At 70.2% G+C, this 16060-nt stretch carries 16 protein-coding genes and 1 riboswitch; of the genes, 10 read left to right on the top strand and 6 right to left on the bottom strand.

Annotated features, from left to right (window positions below; genetic code table 11):
• Positions 1-98: 98 nt before the first annotated feature.
• Positions 99-209: riboswitch (TPP riboswitch) on the top strand.
• A gap of 42 nt (positions 210-251) precedes the next feature.
• From thiS to AC1ROY_RS18205, 5 genes are all read left to right on the top strand, one after another.
• Positions 252-488, top strand: coding sequence for a sulfur carrier protein ThiS (gene thiS, locus AC1ROY_RS18185; RefSeq protein WP_493150272.1), 237 nt, complete (start codon positions 252-254; stop codon positions 486-488).
• 3 nt (positions 489-491) lie between these two features.
• Positions 492-1304, top strand: a complete 813-nt coding sequence (locus AC1ROY_RS18190; protein ID WP_493150273.1) for a thiazole synthase — start codon at positions 492-494, stop codon at positions 1302-1304.
• Positions 1305-1374: 70 nt separating this feature from the next.
• Positions 1375-2514 carry a GTPase family protein gene (locus AC1ROY_RS18195; RefSeq protein ID WP_493150274.1) on the top strand — a complete coding sequence of 380 codons (1140 nt, stop codon included), beginning with the start codon at positions 1375-1377 and terminating at the stop codon, positions 2512-2514.
• Between the two features lie 74 nt (positions 2515-2588).
• A complete protein-coding gene (locus AC1ROY_RS18200) occupies positions 2589-3368 on the top strand; it encodes an SDR family oxidoreductase (RefSeq protein ID WP_493150275.1) in 780 nt (259 codons plus the stop codon).
• A 421-nt stretch (positions 3369-3789) separates the two neighbouring features.
• Positions 3790-4920, top strand: coding sequence for a type III PLP-dependent enzyme (locus AC1ROY_RS18205; protein ID WP_493150276.1), 1131 nt, complete (start codon positions 3790-3792; stop codon positions 4918-4920).
• On the opposite strand, the gene AC1ROY_RS18210 is transcribed toward AC1ROY_RS18205, so the two are convergent.
• Together AC1ROY_RS18210 and AC1ROY_RS18215 are read right to left on the bottom strand one after the other, a co-directional pair.
• Entirely contained in the window at positions 4911-6101 is a 1191-nt protein-coding gene (locus AC1ROY_RS18210) for a PepSY-associated TM helix domain-containing protein (RefSeq protein WP_493150277.1), read from the bottom strand. The two genes, AC1ROY_RS18205 and AC1ROY_RS18210, sit on opposite strands and share 10 nt — an antisense overlap.
• The gene (locus AC1ROY_RS18215; RefSeq protein WP_493150278.1) at positions 6101-8182 is read right to left on the bottom strand and encodes a TonB-dependent siderophore receptor; all 2082 of its coding nucleotides are present in this window, start codon (positions 8180-8182) and stop codon (positions 6101-6103) included. Before AC1ROY_RS18215 ends, AC1ROY_RS18210 begins: the two co-directional genes overlap by 1 nt.
• Before the next feature lie 227 nt (positions 8183-8409).
• Here AC1ROY_RS18215 and AC1ROY_RS18220 point away from each other — a divergent pair, with 227 nt between their 5' ends.
• On the top strand, positions 8410-8709 hold the full coding sequence (locus AC1ROY_RS18220) for a colicin immunity domain-containing protein (protein WP_493150279.1): 300 nt from the start codon (positions 8410-8412) through the stop codon (positions 8707-8709).
• A gap of 7 nt (positions 8710-8716) precedes the next feature.
• On the opposite strand, the gene AC1ROY_RS18225 is transcribed toward AC1ROY_RS18220, so the two are convergent.
• Entirely contained in the window at positions 8717-8941 is a 225-nt protein-coding gene (locus tag AC1ROY_RS18225) for a hypothetical protein (protein ID WP_493150280.1), read from the bottom strand.
• Between the two features lie 52 nt (positions 8942-8993).
• Between AC1ROY_RS18225 and AC1ROY_RS18230 the strand changes: the two genes are divergently transcribed.
• Entirely contained in the window at positions 8994-9551 is a 558-nt protein-coding gene (locus AC1ROY_RS18230) for a helix-turn-helix domain-containing protein (protein WP_493150281.1), read from the top strand.
• Positions 9552-9692: 141 nt separating this feature from the next.
• Here AC1ROY_RS18230 and AC1ROY_RS18235 read toward each other — a convergent pair whose 3' ends face one another.
• Positions 9693-10634, bottom strand: coding sequence for an aldo/keto reductase (locus tag AC1ROY_RS18235; protein ID WP_493150282.1), 942 nt, complete (start codon positions 10632-10634; stop codon positions 9693-9695).
• 42 nt (positions 10635-10676) lie between these two features.
• The gene (locus AC1ROY_RS18240; protein ID WP_493150283.1) at positions 10677-11687 is read right to left on the bottom strand and encodes a quinone oxidoreductase family protein; all 1011 of its coding nucleotides are present in this window, start codon (positions 11685-11687) and stop codon (positions 10677-10679) included.
• Between the two features lie 117 nt (positions 11688-11804).
• On the opposite strand from AC1ROY_RS18240, the gene AC1ROY_RS18245 reads away from it, so the two are divergent.
• Together AC1ROY_RS18245 and AC1ROY_RS18250 are read left to right on the top strand one after the other, a co-directional pair.
• The gene (locus tag AC1ROY_RS18245; protein WP_493150284.1) at positions 11805-12212 is read left to right on the top strand and encodes a DOPA 4,5-dioxygenase family protein; all 408 of its coding nucleotides are present in this window, start codon (positions 11805-11807) and stop codon (positions 12210-12212) included.
• Complete coding sequence (locus AC1ROY_RS18250) at positions 12209-12910, top strand: SDR family NAD(P)-dependent oxidoreductase (RefSeq protein ID WP_493150285.1); 702 nt, start codon at positions 12209-12211, stop codon at positions 12908-12910. The genes AC1ROY_RS18245 and AC1ROY_RS18250 overlap by 4 nt, the downstream gene beginning before the upstream one ends.
• A gap of 59 nt (positions 12911-12969) precedes the next feature.
• Here AC1ROY_RS18250 and lepA read toward each other — a convergent pair whose 3' ends face one another.
• The gene (gene lepA, locus AC1ROY_RS18255; RefSeq protein ID WP_493150286.1) at positions 12970-14775 is read right to left on the bottom strand and encodes a translation elongation factor 4; all 1806 of its coding nucleotides are present in this window, start codon (positions 14773-14775) and stop codon (positions 12970-12972) included.
• A gap of 135 nt (positions 14776-14910) precedes the next feature.
• Between lepA and AC1ROY_RS18260 the strand changes: the two genes are divergently transcribed.
• On the top strand, positions 14911-15879 hold the full coding sequence (locus tag AC1ROY_RS18260; RefSeq protein WP_493150287.1) for a Bug family tripartite tricarboxylate transporter substrate binding protein: 969 nt from the start codon (positions 14911-14913) through the stop codon (positions 15877-15879).
• The last annotated feature ends 181 nt before the right edge of the window (positions 15880-16060 follow it).

The raw sequence follows: 16060 nt of genomic DNA on the forward strand, positions 1-16060 counted from the left end.
CTTCTCCCGCCGAGGGGCGGCCGCCCCTTGTTCCTCCCGCCGGCCGCCGCCATGTTCCGCTCAGGATGTTGACTCTCCCGAGCCGGAGGACGCAGCATCGATCGACCAAGGGGAGCCCTTCGAGAGGGCTGAGATTCCGCGGATGACGCGGTCAACCCTTAGAACCTGATCCGGGTCATGCCGGCGAAGGGATGGGCAACAGGCACCACGCCACCCTCCCCTTCGAATCGATCTGTGGGATGAAGCGAGCGATGCCTGACACCCTGATGCCGCCCACCGCCGCCGTATTGGCGCTGACGGTCAATGGCGAGGCGCGGACCATGCCGGAAGGCGCCAGCGTCGCCGGCCTGCTGGCCGAGATCGGCCTGGCGGAGCGCAAGGTCGCCGTCGAGCGCAACCTCGAGATCGTGCCGCGCTCGCAATATGCCGCGACGCTCCTCAGCGCCGGCGACGCCATCGAGATCGTCCATTTCATCGGAGGGGGCTGAGCCATGCCCGACGACATCCGCGCACCCATCGACACCACGGACGACAGCTGGGAAGTGGCCGGACGCCGCTTCAAGTCGCGCCTCATCGTGGGCACCGGGCGCTACAAGACGCTGGAGCAGACCGGCGAGAGCATCAGGGCCAGCGGTGCCGAGATCGTCACCGTCGCGGTCCGCCGGGTGAATCTCAGCGACGCCTCGGCGCCCATGCTGCAGGATTTCGTCCCGCCCACGGACTACACCTATCTGCCCAACACCGCCGGCTGCCACACGGCGCAGGAGGCGGTGCGCACCCTGCGGCTGGCGCGCGAGGCCGGCGGCTGGAACCTCGTGAAGCTGGAGGTGCTGGGCCCGCCGCCCTACCTCTACCCGGACATGGCCGGCACTTTCGAGGCCGCCCAGGCCCTGCTCGCCGACAATTTCGAGGTGATGGTCTATTGCGCGGACGACCCCGTGGCGGCGAAGCGGCTGGAGGAGATGGGCTGCGTCGCCATCATGCCGCTGGGCGCGCCGATCGGCTCGGGCATGGGGGTGGTGAACCCCTACATGATCCGCAGCATCAAGCAGAACGCGAAGGTGCCGGTGCTGGTGGACGCCGGCATCGGCACGGCCAGCGAGGCCGCCTTCGCCATGGAGCTCGGCTGCGACGCGGTGCTGCTGAACAGCGCCATCGCCCATGCGCAGGACCCGGTGCGGATGGCCGTTGCGATGAAGCATGCTGTCATCGCGGGGCGTGAGGCCTTCCTCGCCGGCCGCATGCCGCGCGACTACCGGGCGGATGCGTCGAGCCCGATGACGGGACTCATCCGCCCCGCCTGATCTGGCTCAAGGACGGAGTCCGCCCGGCCGCCTAGGAAGAGGCTCCCCTGCCACGGCGGAGCCTCCCCTCATGTCGCAGTTCCTGACCCCGCCGGCGGCGATGCCGGACCCGGCCGATGGCGAGTCCATGCCGGTGGTCTGGCTCCTCGGTCCCGCCGGTGCGGGGCAGACCAGCCTGCTGGCCGCGCTGACCGACGGCTGGCGCGCGGTGGTCCGCCACGTCCTCGAACGGGCGACGCCCACAGCCGAATCCCTGGACTATCCGATGGAGGCGCCGAAGCTCCGCTTCCTGCTCACCACCGGGCTGGAGAGCGGCGTCCCCTACGATCCGGCGCCCGACATCGCCTTCGCGGGCGAGGCGCCCGGGCTGATCATCGCCACCATCCGCGCGGACGACGCCGAGCCCGGTCCTCTGCTCGAGGCCCTGCGTGTTGCGCGGCGGGCCCGTCCCGATTGGCCGGTCCTCGTCGCGCAGACCTGCCTGCACGCGCTCTATCCGAAGGGCGGCCGCCACGTCCGGCCCTATCCCTATCACGACGAACGGCCGAAGCGGGGCGTCCCATCGTCGGTCTCCGGCGCGCTGGCTGCCCAGCGCGCCCGGTTCCGGCAGGTCCTCGACGGCCGCGACGCCTTCGTGCCGCTGGACCTGACGCAGCCGGAACAGGGACTGCCGCCGTTGGATTACGGGCTTCCGGCGCTCCGTCGCGCCATCGCGATGCTGTCGCCCGAGGTGGCGGCGTCGCTGGCGCCGGCGGTGGACCCGGCCGAGGGTATCTGGACCCGCGTCGTGCTCCCCTGGGCTGCGGCGGCGGCGATCGTGGACGCACCGCCCATCCCCGTGGTCGGCGGAGTGGCCGCCGTGCTCGTCCAGGCCGGCATGGTCCGCGCCATCGCGCGGCGCTTCGAGGTGCAGGCGGACACCGTCGTCTGGGCGAACTTCCTGGGCCTGCTCGGCCTGGGCTTCCTGCTGCGCTTCGCGGTGGCCTGGCTGGTCTGGCGCTTCCTGAAGCTGGTGCCGGCCTGGGGCATGGCGGCGGTGGGCGCCTGGACCTTCGCGGTGAGCTGCGGGCTCGGCCAGGCGGCGATCCTGTTCTGCCGTTCGGAGGCGCAGGGGCGGCGCCCCACCGGCGAGGCGCTGCGGGAGGCCGTCCGCCAGGGCGCGCGGGCCGGAGCCGTCCACGGCGCGGGGCGGGGCGGCGCGCAGTTTTAGCGTGCGGCGTCGGCCGGCTGGATTGTGCCGGTGAGCCGTGGAATGCTCCGCCGCGTTAGAGGGAGGCATTCCATATGGATCTCGGCATCAAGGGGCGCAGGGCCATCGTCTGCGCCGGCTCCAAGGGGCTCGGCCGCGGCTGCGCCGAGGCGCTGGCCCGCGAGGGCGTGGAGCTCGTCATCACCGCGCGCGGCGGCGAGGCGCTGGAGGCCACGGCCAAGGCGATCCGCGACGCGACGGGCGTCACCGTGAAGACGGTCCAGGGCGACATCACCACTGAGGCCGGCCGCGCGGACGTGCTCGCCGTCCTGCCGGATCCGGACATCCTCATCACCAATGCCGGCGGGCCGCCGCAGGGCGAGTTCTCCGGCTTCGAGCTGGACGACTGGCGGAAGGCCGTCGAGGCCAACATGCTGACGCCGATCGCCCTCATCAAGGCGGTGCTGCCAAAGATGATCGAGCGGCAATTCGGCCGCGTGCTGAACATCACCAGCTATTCGGTGAAGGCGCCGATCGCGCGGCTGGAGCTCTCCAACGGCGCGCGGACGGGGCTGACCGGCGCGCTCGCCTCGCTGTCGCGGCGGGTGGCGGTGAACAACGTCACCATCAACCACCTGCTGCCTGGGCCCTTCGACACGGACCGCATCCGCGGCAACTGGCGGCAGGTGGTGGCCTCCGGCAGCGCCACGATGGAGGAGCTGAAGCAGCAGGCGGTGAAGGCGATCCCCGCCGGCCGCCTCGGCACGGCCGAGGAGTTCGGGGCCTTCGCCGCCTTCCTCTGCTCCGTGCATGCGGGCTTCACGACGGGGCAGAGCATCCTGCTCGACGGCGGGTCCTACCCGGGCACGCTGTAACAAATGCGTCACGCGCAGAGCTGACACGCGCCGGAAACACTCCGGCTCCCCCCGGGGCGCTTCCGGCGTTTCGCCGCGAAGCCCAGCGGGGCTTCGGAGGGGTTCCGGCGTCCCCAGGGGTCGGCACGAAAAAAATTCGCCCCCGGCCGCAAAGCTGCTTGCATGCCGCGGACGGGGGGCTTATGTCCCCGCCCACAAGACGCAGTACGCACGTGCCTCTGGCCCCAGGCCCACGGAGCTGAGCCCCGACTTCAGGCTTGCCACCGCGGCGCAAGGTTTACGCAACGACGTCAAGCGTTCTGGCAACCCCGGGGGCTCACCCTCCCGGTTTTCTTCTGGTCGCTGGTTCGTTCGACCGTTTCGTCAATCTGGGGCCGCCCTGCGAGGGGAGGTTCCACTATGTTTGTGGAAGGTGCTTGCGATGACCCCAAAGGTCGCTCGCTTCCTTGCTGACAACCAGCCGGCGACGCCGTGCCTGGTTCTCGACGTGGACCGCGTGGAAGAGAATTTTCGGCGGCTGCGCGATGCCCTTCCGCTGGCCCGGATCTATTACGCCGTGAAGGCGAACCCGGCGGCGCCCGTGCTGGAGCGGCTGGTCGGCCTCGGCTCCTTCTTCGACGCCGCGAGCTTCCAGGAAGTCTCGATGTGCCTGGAATCCGGCGCCGCGCCGGAGGCCATCTCCTACGGCAACACCATCAAGCGCGAGCGCGACATCGCCGCCGCCTATGCGCGCGGCGTGCGCATGTTCGCCTTCGACAGCGAGATGGAGCTGGAGAAGCTGGCCCGCTCCGCCCCGGGCAGCCGGGTCTATTGCCGCATCCTTGTCGGCAATGACGGCGCCGAGTGGCCGCTCAGCCGCAAGTTCGGCTGCGAGGTCGAGATGGCGAAGGCGCTGATGGTGAAGGCGGGCGAGCTCGGCCTCGACCCCTTCGGCCTTTCCTTCCATGTCGGCAGCCAGCAGACCCGCACCGCGGCCTATGAGGCGGCGATCGCCAAGGTCGCCATGCTCTTCACCGACCTGGTGGATGCCGGCGTGAAGGTGCGCATGGTCAACCTCGGCGGCGGCTATCCGGTCCGCTACAAGTCCGAGGTGCCGGAGATCGGCGAGATCGGCGCGGCCATCATGGGCGCCATGGTCGAGCATTTCGGCAATGCCCTGCCCGAGATCGTGATCGAGCCCGGCCGCTTCCTGGTCGCCGACGCCGGCGTGGTCCAGGCCGAGGTCGTGCTGGTGAGCCGCAAGGCCGCGAACGACCCCGTCCGCTGGGTCTATCTCGACATCGGCCGCTTCGGCGGCCTCGCCGAGACCGAGGGCGAGGCGATCAAGTACGCCTTCCGCACGCCGCATGACGGCACGGCCGAGGGCCCGGTGACCATCGCCGGTCCGACCTGCGACAGCACGGACACGCTCTACGAGACGTCCAACTACCGGCTGCCGACGGCGCTGACCGCCGGGGACCGCGTGGAGCTGCTGGCCACCGGCGCCTATGTCACGACCTATGCCAGCCAGAAGTTCAACGGCTTCGCGCCGCTGGAAGAGCACTACGTCTGAAGCTGAGACGCGACGGCGGCCGGTCCGGGAGGACAGGCCGCCGCCGCCAGCACCTGGCCGGCGCGCCTGAGGCGCCGCTTCCGCAGCCAGTACAGCAGCCCCGACATCCACAGCGCGGGGAGGGCCAGCCCCGCGAGCACCGCGATCAGGCGGCCGCCCAGCCCGAACAGGGCGCCGCTGTGCACCCAGATCATCTCCTTCTCCATCCGCGCGCCGAAGGGGCCATGCCCCTCGCCGAGGATGCCAAGGACCCGACCGTCCGCCGGGTCGATCCACACGTAGCTGCGCTGCCGCAGCCGCGGATCGCCCCCGACGCCGCGAAGGCCCACCTGCCAGGCATTGCGCCGGGGCAGGGGCGGCGAGATGTAGCCCGCCTCGGCGTGGGGCACCGCGGCTTCGGCCCGTGCCTGGGCCTCGGCGGCGCCGATCGCCGGGGGCCAGGCGAAGCGCGCGGTCGAGACCGGGGGCCGGGTGCGGGTCTCGGTCACCAGCCCCACGACGGGCCGCACCACGCCGGGCAAGGCGAGCCAGACGCCCGCGCTCACGACCACGATCAGGGGGATCGCACACCAGGCGCCGGCGAGGTTGTGCAGGTCGACATAGAGGAGCTGGCGCGGCCGCCGGCGCAGCTGCACCAGGGCCGCGCCCATGCCCCTGCCGCCGCGCGGCCACCAGAGCCAGAGCCCGCTGCCGATGGAGAAGAGCGCAAAGAGCCCCGCCGCTCCCACCATCTCCTCGCCCCACCAGTCGCGCAGCAGGAGGTTGGAGTGGAGCCGGTTCACCGTGCGGGTGAAGGAGGCGTCGTAGTCGCGGCTGCCCAGCACCCGCCCGCTCGCCGGATCCACATGCACCATCCAGAGGCGCTGGCGGCCGTCGGGTCCGCGCCGCGTCTGGTTCACGGTGATGACCGGCCAGACCGGGTCGGGCAGGCGGACGAGGGTGACGCGGCCGCTGCGATCCTGCGCCAGCGCCGCCGCCATCGCCTCGGCCGCGCCGGCCTGCGCCGGTCCCTCGCCCGGCGCGAAGAGGGCGGGGTTGAGCCAGACGTCGATCTCGCGCTGGAAGACGGTGAGGGCGCCGGTCAGGCCGATCAGCGCCAGGGCGGTGCCGAGCACCAGCCCGATCCAGCGGTGCAGGAAGCGCCAGATGCGCCGGCCCTGCGCGCGGCCGCCGCCAGACATCAGAAGCTGAACCGCAGCGAGCCGACCACTGTGCGCGGGCTGCCCGCATAGTTCTCGGTCCGGCTCACCGGGGCCTCGATGTAGCGTGCGTCGAACAGGTTGCGGACCGCCACGGCGAGGCGGACGCCCTGGGCGACGGGATAGCTCGCCGAGAGGTCCACGCGCGTGTAGCCGGCGACCCGGAAGCTGTTGTTCAGGTCGCCGGGGCGGGAGCTGACGAGGAAGATGCCGCCACCCAGCGTCAGCCCCTGCAGCCGCCCCGCCGGAATCTCGTAGCTGTTCCAGAGGCTGCCGCTCCAGCGCGGCACGCCGGTCAGGCGGCGGCCGGCGGGGATCGCGGAGTCGTCCGTGACGACCGCGTCGGTGTAGGCGGCGCTGGCGAAGATCCGCCAGTTGGGCAGGATGTCGCCGGCCAGCTCCAGCTCCAGGCCGCGGGAGCGCTGCTCGCCGGTCTGGATGGAGAAGCCGCTGTTCACGGGATCGGCGGTCAGCACGTTCTGGCGGCGGATGTTGAAGGCGGCGAAGGTCGCGGTCAGGCGGTCGGGGATGAGGTCCGCGCGGACGCCGACCTCGTATTGCTCGCCGGTCTCGGGCTGGAAGGCCGTGCCGCCGAAATCGGCGCCGAGCTGCGGCACGAAGGAGCGGCTCCAGCCCGCGAAGAGCGCCAGGTTGTCGCGCAGGCGGTAAAGGGCGCTGAAGCGGGGCGCGGCATTGTCGCCGCTGGCGGAGGAGCGGCTGGCGTTGTTGATCGTGCGCTGGTGGAAATTGTCGTAGCGGACGCCGCCCAGCAGGATCAGGCGCCGGCCGATGTCGAGCTGGTACTGCGCGAAGCCCGAGGTCATGTCGAGCACGTCGTTGCGCGTGGTGCGCAGCGCGAGGTTGCGGGGCAGCGCGCCGTAGATCGGATTGAAGATGTCGATCGAGGCCAGTGTGCCCTGGAAGAGCGCCAGGCTGCGCTTGGCGTGCAGGTATTCCACGCCGGCGGTGACGGCGTGGCGGACGATCCCGGTCTCGAAGCGGGCCGTGCCGTCGAGCAGCAGGTCCACGTTCTGCATGTTGTCGTCCTGATCCGTCGCGCGGCGGGTCAGGGTGCGGTTGTCGGCCGAGAGCGAGACGGGATCGGCGCTGTAGCGGTGCGCGCTGCCCCAGCCGAAGCTGGTGGATTGCCGAAGGGTGAGCCAGTCGGTGGCCTGGTGCTCCGTCCGGATGTTCAGGTCGCTCTGGATGGAGCGGCTGTTGGACCAGGATTCGCCGAGATAGCGCCGCGGGTTGACGATCACGCTACGGCCGGTCGCGACGAGGCCGCGGTCGAAGGCCCCGGTCTGGTCGTAATGCGTGAGCGAGACATAGACGCGCGTGCGGTCGGTGGGCTGCCAGAGGAAGCTGGGCGCCAGGAAGAAGCGCTCCATGGGCCGGGCGACGTCCTTGAAGCCCTCGTCGCGGGTCAGCGAGCCGATGAAGCGGCCGGCGAGGCCGGCGCTGGCCGAGCCGCCGGTCACGTCGAGCTCGCCGCGGGTGTAGCCGAACATCCCGCCCTCGACGTTCAGCCGCGCGGCAGGCGTGAATTCCGGCCGGCGGGTGACGATGTTGATGAGGCCGCCGGGATCGCCGATGCCGTAGAGCACGGAGGCCGGGCCCTTCAGCACCTCCACGCGCTCGACATTGGCGAGGTCGCGGAAGCCGTTCACGAACTCGTTGGCGGGATTCTGCAGAAGGCCGTCCACCGCGTAGTTCTGCGTCCGGAAGCCGCGGAGGATGTAGCTTTCCGCGCGGTTGCCGGCCGAGCCACCGGGCCGGACGCTGGCGACGTTGCCCAGCACGTCGTCGAGGCTGCGGGCATGCTGGTCCTCGATCAGGTCGCGCGGCACGATGGCGACGAATTGCGGCGTATCGCGCAGGGGGAGGTCGGTGCGGGTGGCGGTGCCGGAGGTGGTGGCGCGGTAGCCGTGGACCGGGCCGTCGGCCCGCTCGCCTGTTCCCTCGACCTGGAGCTGCGGCAGCTCCAGCGCGGGCGCTGCCTCCTGGGCGCTGGCGCCCGCGGCCAGGAGGAGCAGTAGGGCCGGGGCGAGCGTCGGTCGCATGCGGGATCCGTTGATATTGCGATGCACTCGCAATATCCGAAGCCGGTACGTTCTGGCAAGGATATGGTTCCCCGAGGGACCGGGGGTGCGGCTCTTTGCAATAAATGCCGCATCGGCCAAAACTTTATCCGAGTGAAATTGGCCCCTTCCGCCCCGTTCTAGGGATGTTAACCCTTTCCGGCGCATAGCGCCGCGGTTGCGGTGGCCGCAGGGAAAGATGCGACGAAATGAACAGGGGTGGGACGCAGGATGCGCATCTTCGCGCCTACATTGTCATTATACAGAGTTTCTTGGATGGTGGCGTCGCGGCGGATGAGTTGAAGCAGGCTTACCAGGAATATTTCCTGAGCGATCCCGAGCCTTTCGGTCAGGACAGCCCGGAATATCAGGCGGTCCACCTCTTCTTCCTCGACTGCGAGGACTTCTGGGAGGACGGGACCACCCGCCGCCCTCGGCATTCGGACGAGGGTGAGTTCCGGCGGCGGGCCGAGCAGGCGCGGGACCGGATCCGGGCGCTGATCGGGTGATCCGCCGCTAGAGGTATTTCCCGCGCTCCAGGATCTCCAGCGTGTATTCCTTGTAGGTCATGCCAAGCTCCTCGGCCCGGGCGAGGCGGCGGAGCGCGATCTCGCGGGGCGGCGTCTTCCAGGCCTTCTTGTGCGCCTTGCGCCAGACCCAGCTGCGCCAGGAAGCGTCGGGGTCCAGCGGCGGGCCACCATTGTGTCCGATCCCCGGCGGCTTGCTCGAATCCATGGCCATGGGACGAGCGTTCCATTAAAGTGGTCATATGTCCACCATGCTGGATGATCCTTTGCAAACCCTCCTGGCCGGCCGAATACGGCGTGAGCGGGAGGCTCGCGGCTGGTCCATCGCCGAGCTGGCCGCAGCCTCCGGCGTCTCGCGCGCGATGATCAGCAAGGTCGAGCGCGCCGAGGCCAGCCCGACCGCCGCGCTGCTCGGCCGGCTCTCCGGCGCCTTCGGGCTGACCGTCTCGGCGCTGCTGGCCCGCGCTGAATCCGATGGCGGCGGCGGCCGCCTGACCCGCGCGGCCGACCAGCCGGTCTGGACCGATCCGGAGACCGGCTATGTGCGCCGGCAGCTCTCGCCGCCCGGCGTCGATCCGGAGCTGGTGCATGTGGAGATGCCGCCGGGCGGGCGTGTGGCCTATCCGGCCTCATCCTATGCCTTCATGCGCGGGCACTGCGTCTGGCTGCTCGCGGGGCGGCTCGTCATCCGCGAGGGCGCGACGGAAATCGTGCTGCGGCCAGGCGACTGCCTGGCCTTCGACGTCTCCACGCCGCTGGACCGTGAATACGAGAACGCCTCGGACGCGCCCTGCCGCTACGTGGTCACGCTGGCGCGGCGCTGAGGGTGAAGGCCCTTCGCCGCCCAGGGGACTACGACGAGGCGCAACTCTCCCGTTTCGCCCAGCGGGCCCGGGGCGAAATCCTCGCCCCGATGGAGGGCAGCGAAGAAGACGGCGCCGCGCGATAGGCCGATCGCCTCCGGCTCATCCGGCGGCGATCGCCTCCACCTCCGAGATCTCCGCCGGCGTCAGCTTCCAGCCGCCGGCCTTCACGTTCTGCGCGATCTGCTCCGGCTTCGTGGCCCCCGCGATGACGCTGCTCACCGGCGCCTTCGCCAGCAGCCAGGAGAAGGCCAGCTCCACCAGCGTATGGCCGTGCGCCTTGGCGAAACCCTCCAGCTTCTCCACCACGTCGAAGCTCTCGGCCGTCTGGTAGCGCGCGTAGCGGTCGGTCCCGGCCATGCGCGTGCCGGCGGGCGGCGGCGCACCGCGCTTGTACTTGCCGGTGAGCATGCCGCTCGCCAGCGGGAAGTAGGGCAGCAGCCCCATGCCGTAGCGCGCGGCGACCGGCGCCACATCCTGCTCGGCCTTGCGCACCAGCAGCGAGTACTCGTCCTGGCAGGAGACGAAGCTGTTCAGCCCGAGATGCTTCGAGGTCCACTGCGCCTCGACCACCTGCCAGCCCGGCAGGTTGGAGCAGCCGATGTAGCGGACCTTCCCCTGCCTCACGAGGTCGTCCAGCGCCCGCAGCGTCTCCTCGGTGGGCGTGAGGGGATCGGGCTTGTGGTACTGGTAGAGGTCCAGATAGTCCGTCTTCAGCCGCTTCAGGCTCGCCTCGACGGCGGACATGATGTAGCGCCGCGATCCGCCCTTGAGCCGCCCGTTCTCGCCGTCCATGGGCAGGCCGAACTTGCTGGCCAGCACGATGTCCTTGCGCCGGTCGCCGAGGACCTGGCCCATCAGCGTCTCCGAGCCGCCCTGGTTGCCGTAGACGTCGGCCGTGTCGAAGAGGGTGATGCCGTGGTCGAAGGCCGCGTGGATCACGGCACGCGTGCCCTCGAGGTCCAGCCGGCCGCCGAAGTTGTTGCAGCCGAGGCCGATGATGGAGACCTGCAGGCCGCTGCTGCCGAGATTGCGTTGCTTCATGGACGCGTGCCTTCGTTGCTCGCGCGGAAGATTGCGCGCGGCTCAGCGGGGCGGCAAGTCGACCAGGGGCAAGTCGAGCAGCGGCTTGCCGATCAGGCGGCGCTCCTCCAGCGCGGCATGGGCTTCTTCCACGTCGTCCAGCGTGAAGCGTGCGGCGATGTCGAGCGAAAGCGCCCCGTCCAGCAGCCCGGAGAAGATGTCGGCCGCGCGGCGGCGGACGGTCGGGCCGTCGGGCAGGTGGTCCGCGAGGCGCGGGCGGGTGAGGAAGAGCGATCCGGCCTCGCCGAGCTCGATCGGGTCGAGGTCGCGGACCGAGCCGCTGACCGAACCGAAGGCCACCACAAGCCCGCGCTTGCGCGTGGCCCGGAAGCTGTCGCGCAGGGTGGTACGGCCGATGGGATCGAAGACCACGTCGGCGCCCCGGCCGCCAGTGAGGTCCCGCACGGCGTCGGCGAAGCGGCCCTCCTCGTAGAGCAGCGCATGCGCGGCGCCGCGCTGGCGGGCCACCTCAGCCTTCTCCGGCGTGCTCGTCGTGGCGATGACCGTGGCGCCCATCCGCGTCCCGAGCTGCACCAGGAGCTGGCCGATGCCGCCCGAGGCGGAGTGGACCAGGCAGGTCACGCCCGGGCCGAGCCGGCCGAGATCATCGGCGAGGTAATGTGCCGTCAGCCCGTGGAACATGGAAGCCGCGGCGCGGTCGAGCGGGAGCGCATCCGGCACGGGGACGACGCGCCAGGCCGGAACGACGGCGTATTCGGCGTAGCTGCCCCAGTGCAGGCAATAGGCGACGCGGTCGCCGGGCTGCAGATCGATGACGTTCCGCCCGACGGCCTCGACGACACCTGCGCCCTCGATGCCGAGCGTCGTCGGAATGCGCACCGGATAGGTGCGGGAGCCGTCGTACTTCCCCTGCCTCGTGTGCACGTCCATGAAGTTGATGCCCGAATGGGCGAGGCGGATCAGCACCTCGTCGGATGCGGGGACGGGCACGGGAAGATCACGCCGGACAAGGACCTCGGGGCCGCCATAGCGGTCGATCTGGATGGCCTTCATGCTTCCTCCTCTGCTCATCTTCGAATCCGGACGCGGCTTTCCTGCAAATCGGAAAGACGCCCCCATGTCTGGGCCAATCCGGCGTCCATCGCCATTCCCCGGGAGTTCCGCCCCGCCATGACCGTGCAGCCGCTCGACATGATCCAGGGCTATCACGCCCATGTCTATTTCGACGGGCCGGACCAGCGCGCCGCCGCCGAGATCCTGCGCGAGGAGATCGCCCAGCGCTTCTCCGTCCTCCTCGGCCGCTGGCACGACCGGCTGGTCGGCCCGCACACGCGGCCGATGTACCAGGTGGCCTTCGCGCCCGCCGAATTCGCCCGCCTTGTGCCCTGGCTCATGCTCAACCGGCGCGGGCTCGCCGTGCTGATCCATCCCGAGACGGGCCATTCCAGGCGCGATCACCTGACCCATGCCATGTGGCTGGGCGAGATCCTCGACATCAACGCGGCCCCCCTGTCCGAGGACAGGACGGAACCCGGGCCCGCGATCGTCCCCAACACCCATCCGACGGTGACACCATGACCGACATCCCCTACCGCAGCGCGCTCATCATCGGTGCCGGGCCGGGCATCAGCGGGTCCCTCACCCGGCTCCTGCGCGCCGCAGGAATTCCGGTCGTGGTCGCCTCCCGGCACCCCGACCGGCTGGCGCCGCTGGCCGCCGAGACGGGCGCCGTCGCGCTGCCGGTCGATGCCAGCGACGCCGGCGAGGTCGAGCGGCTCTTCGCCGAGACGGAGGCGCGGATCGGCGCGCCGGAGATCGTGATCTACAACGCCAGCGGCCGGGTCCGCGGCCCCATCGCCGAGCTCGACCCCGCCGAGGTCGGGAAGGCCCTCGCCGTCTCGGCGCTGGGCGCCTTCTACGCGGTGCGGCAGGCGGCGAAGCGCATGCTGCCGGCTGGCAAGGGCGCGATCCTGCTGACCGGCGCCACCGCGGGGGTCAAGGGATTCGCGCTCTCCGCGCCCTTCGCCATGGGCAAGTTCGCGCTGCGGGGGCTGGCGCAGAGCGCGGCGCGGGAGCTGGCCCCGCAGGGCATCCATGTCGCCCATGTCGTCGTCGATGGCGGTGTGCGCGCTGCCCAACGCCCCGACCCGGCGGACCGGCCGGACAGCACGCTCGACCCCGACGCCGTCGCGCAATGCTATGTCGACCTGCTGCGCCAGCACCGCAGCGCCTGGTCCTGGGAGATCGAGGTCAGGCCCTGGGTCGAGAAGTTCTGACGTGCCTGGGCGCGTGCTTCAGACCGGCAGCGCCCCAGCGCCTTGGGTCATCGCGCGTCTCAGGCGTCCATCTTGAGGGCGGCGATGAAGGCGCTCTGCGGGATCTCGACTTTGCCGAACTGCCGCATGCGCTTCTTGCCTTCCTTCTGCTTGTCCAGAAGCTTGCGCTTGCGGCTGATATCGCCGCCATAGCACTTCGCCGTCACGTCCTTCGACATGGCCGAGATGGTCTCGCGCGCGATCACCCGGCCGCCGATCGCGGCCTGGATGGGGATCTTGAAGAGCTGCCGCGGGATCAGCTCCTTCAGCTTCTCGCAGATCTGCCGGCCGCGGCGGTCGGCCTGGTTGCGGTGAGCCATGAAGGACAGCGCATCGACAGGCTCGGCATTCACGAGGATGGAGATCTTCACGAGGTCGCCGGCCTCGTAGCCCTCGATGGAATAGTCGAAGCTGGCATAGCCGCGGCTGATCGACTTGAGGCGGTCGTAGAAGTCGAACACCACCTCGTTCAGCGGCAGCATGTAGACCGCCATGGCGCGGCTGCCGACATAGGTCAGCTCTACCTGCCGGCCGCGGCGCTCGTTGCACAGGGTCAGGACCGGGCCGAGATACTCGTCCGGCACCATGATGGTGGCCTTGATCCAGGGCTCCTGGATTTCCTCGATCTGGCTGGGATCCGGCATGTCGGCGGGATTGTGGAGGTCCATCTCCTCGCCGTTGGTCTTCTTCAGCTTGTAGACCACGCTGGGCGCCGTCGCGATCAGGTCGAGGTCGAACTCGCGCGACAGCCGCTCCTGCACGATCTCCAGATGCAGCAGGCCGAGGAAGCCGCAGCGATAGCCGAGGCCGAGCGCCGCCGAGGTCTCCATCTCGTAGTGGAAGCTGCTGTCGTTCAGCCGCAGCTTGCCGACGCTTTCGCGCAGCTTCTCGAAGTCGTCGGCATCGACGGGGTAGAGGCCGCACCACACCACGGGAATGCTGGGCTTGAAGCCCGGCAGCGCCTCGGCCGCGGGGTTGCGGTCGTCGGTGATGGTGTCGCCGACATTGGTGTCGGCCACCGTCTTGATGGCGGCGGTGACGTAGCCCATCTCGCCCGGCCCGAGGCTCTCGCAGGCGATCATCTTCGGCGTGAAGATGCCCACCTGCTCCACGGTGTGGACGGCGCCGTTCGACATCATGCGGATGCGCTGGCCCTTGCGCAGGTGCCCGTCGCGCACCCGCACCAGCACCACCACGCCGAGATAGGCGTCGTACCAGCTGTCGACCAGCAGCGCGGTCAGCGTCTTCGAGGCGTCGCCCTTCGGCGGCGGCAGGCGGGTGACGATGGCCTCCAGCACGCCCTCGATATTCAGCCCGGTCTTGGCGCTGATCATCACCGCATCGGAGGCGTCGAGGCCGATCACGTCCTCGATCTGCTGCTTCACCCGGTCCGGCTCGGCGGCGGGCAGGTCGATCTTGTTGAGCACGGGCACGATCTCGTGCCCCGCATCCAGCGCCTGGTAGACATTGGCCAGCGTCTGCGCCTCGACGCCCTGGGAGGCGTCGACCACCAGCAGGGACCCCTCGCAGGCGGCCAGCGAGCGGCTGACCTCGTAGGCGAAGTCCACATGGCCCGGCGTGTCCATGAGGTTGAGCGTGTAGGTCTGGCCGTCCTTGGCGGGGTAGCTGATGCGGACGGTCTGCGCCTTGATGGTGATGCCGCGCTCGCGCTCCAGCTCCATGCTGTCGAGAAGCTGCTCCTTCATGTCGCGCGCAGCCACCGTGCCGGTCGTCTGGATCAGGCGATCGGCGAGCGTGGACTTCCCATGGTCGATATGCGCGATGATGGAGAAGTTGCGGATCAGGTGCAGCGGAGTCTCGGTCATCCGCGGGAGATAGGGCCAAAGGGGCCCGAGTGAAAGCGCGGAAGCCATGCGCGCAGCTTTCCCTTCACGCGACGCCCGACATGCCGCAGCATAAGCCGGTAACCGGGGGCCAATCCCGGTCTGGAGAAACGTCCCATGACCCTGCACCGCCGCGCGGCCCTGCTCGCCGCGCCTTCCCTCCTCATCGGCGCCAACGCCTTGCGCGCGCAGGGTTTTCCGACGCGGCCCGTCCGGATGATCGTGCCCTACACGCCGGGTGGTGTCTCCGACATCACGGCGCGGCTGATCGCCGAGCCCATGGCGGCCGCGCTCGGCCAGCCGGTGCCGGTGGAGAACCGCGCCGGCGCCGACGGCGTGATCGGCACGGATGTCATCGCCAAGGCGACGGACGGGCACACGCTGGGCCTGGTCTCGGTCGGCCATCCGGTCAACGCCGCCTTCTACCGGCTGCCCTACGACACGATCCGCGACTTCACCTTCCTGACGCTGACCACGCGCACGCCCCTGGTGATGTGCGCGTCCAAGGACTTCGCGGCCAATACGCCGGCCGAGTTCGTCGCGCTGGCGGGCCGCAACCCGCCGGGTCACTTCACCTTCGCCGGTACGGCGGGCGTGGTGCGGCTGGCGCCCCTGCTCTTCGCCCAGCGGACCAACACCCAGCTCACCTACGTGCCCTATCGCGGCAGCACCCAGGCCCATCCGGACCTCATGGCCGGCCGGGTGGACGTGATGTTCGATACGGTGCCGGCCGCGCTCGGGCACATCCAGTCGGGCGCGCTCAAGGCCCTGGCGACGACGGGCGCCCAGCGCGCGCCGCAGCTGCCGAATGTTCCGACGATGGGAGAGTTCCTGCCCGGCTTCGAGGCCTCGACCTGGGGCATGGTGATCGGGCCGGCGAACATGCCGGAGCCGGTGGTGGCGCGGCTGCATCGCGAGATCGTGGCCGCGCTGAACCGCCCGGACGTGCTGGACCGCCACAAGACGCTCGGGGCCGAGGTATCCACCCTGACGCCGGAGCAGAGCCGCGACTTCACCATCGCCGAGATGGAGAAATGGGGCGCCGCGGCCCGCGCCGCCGGCATCCAGCCGCAGAATGCCGGCTGACGGGCAGCGGCGGCCCGCATCGGCGCCGACTCGGGAGGCCCGGACTCTTTCCCGGGCCTGACCTATTCTTCATCCAGCACCCGCCGCGCGGCAGACCTGCCCATCTATCGGGTTGAGCCGGCGGCCTCATCGCGCGATGCTGCACCGCGACAAAGCGACGGCGGCACGCCTGCCGTCCGCG

Source organism: Roseococcus sp. GW821-FHT12F05 (genome assembly GCF_058806835.1).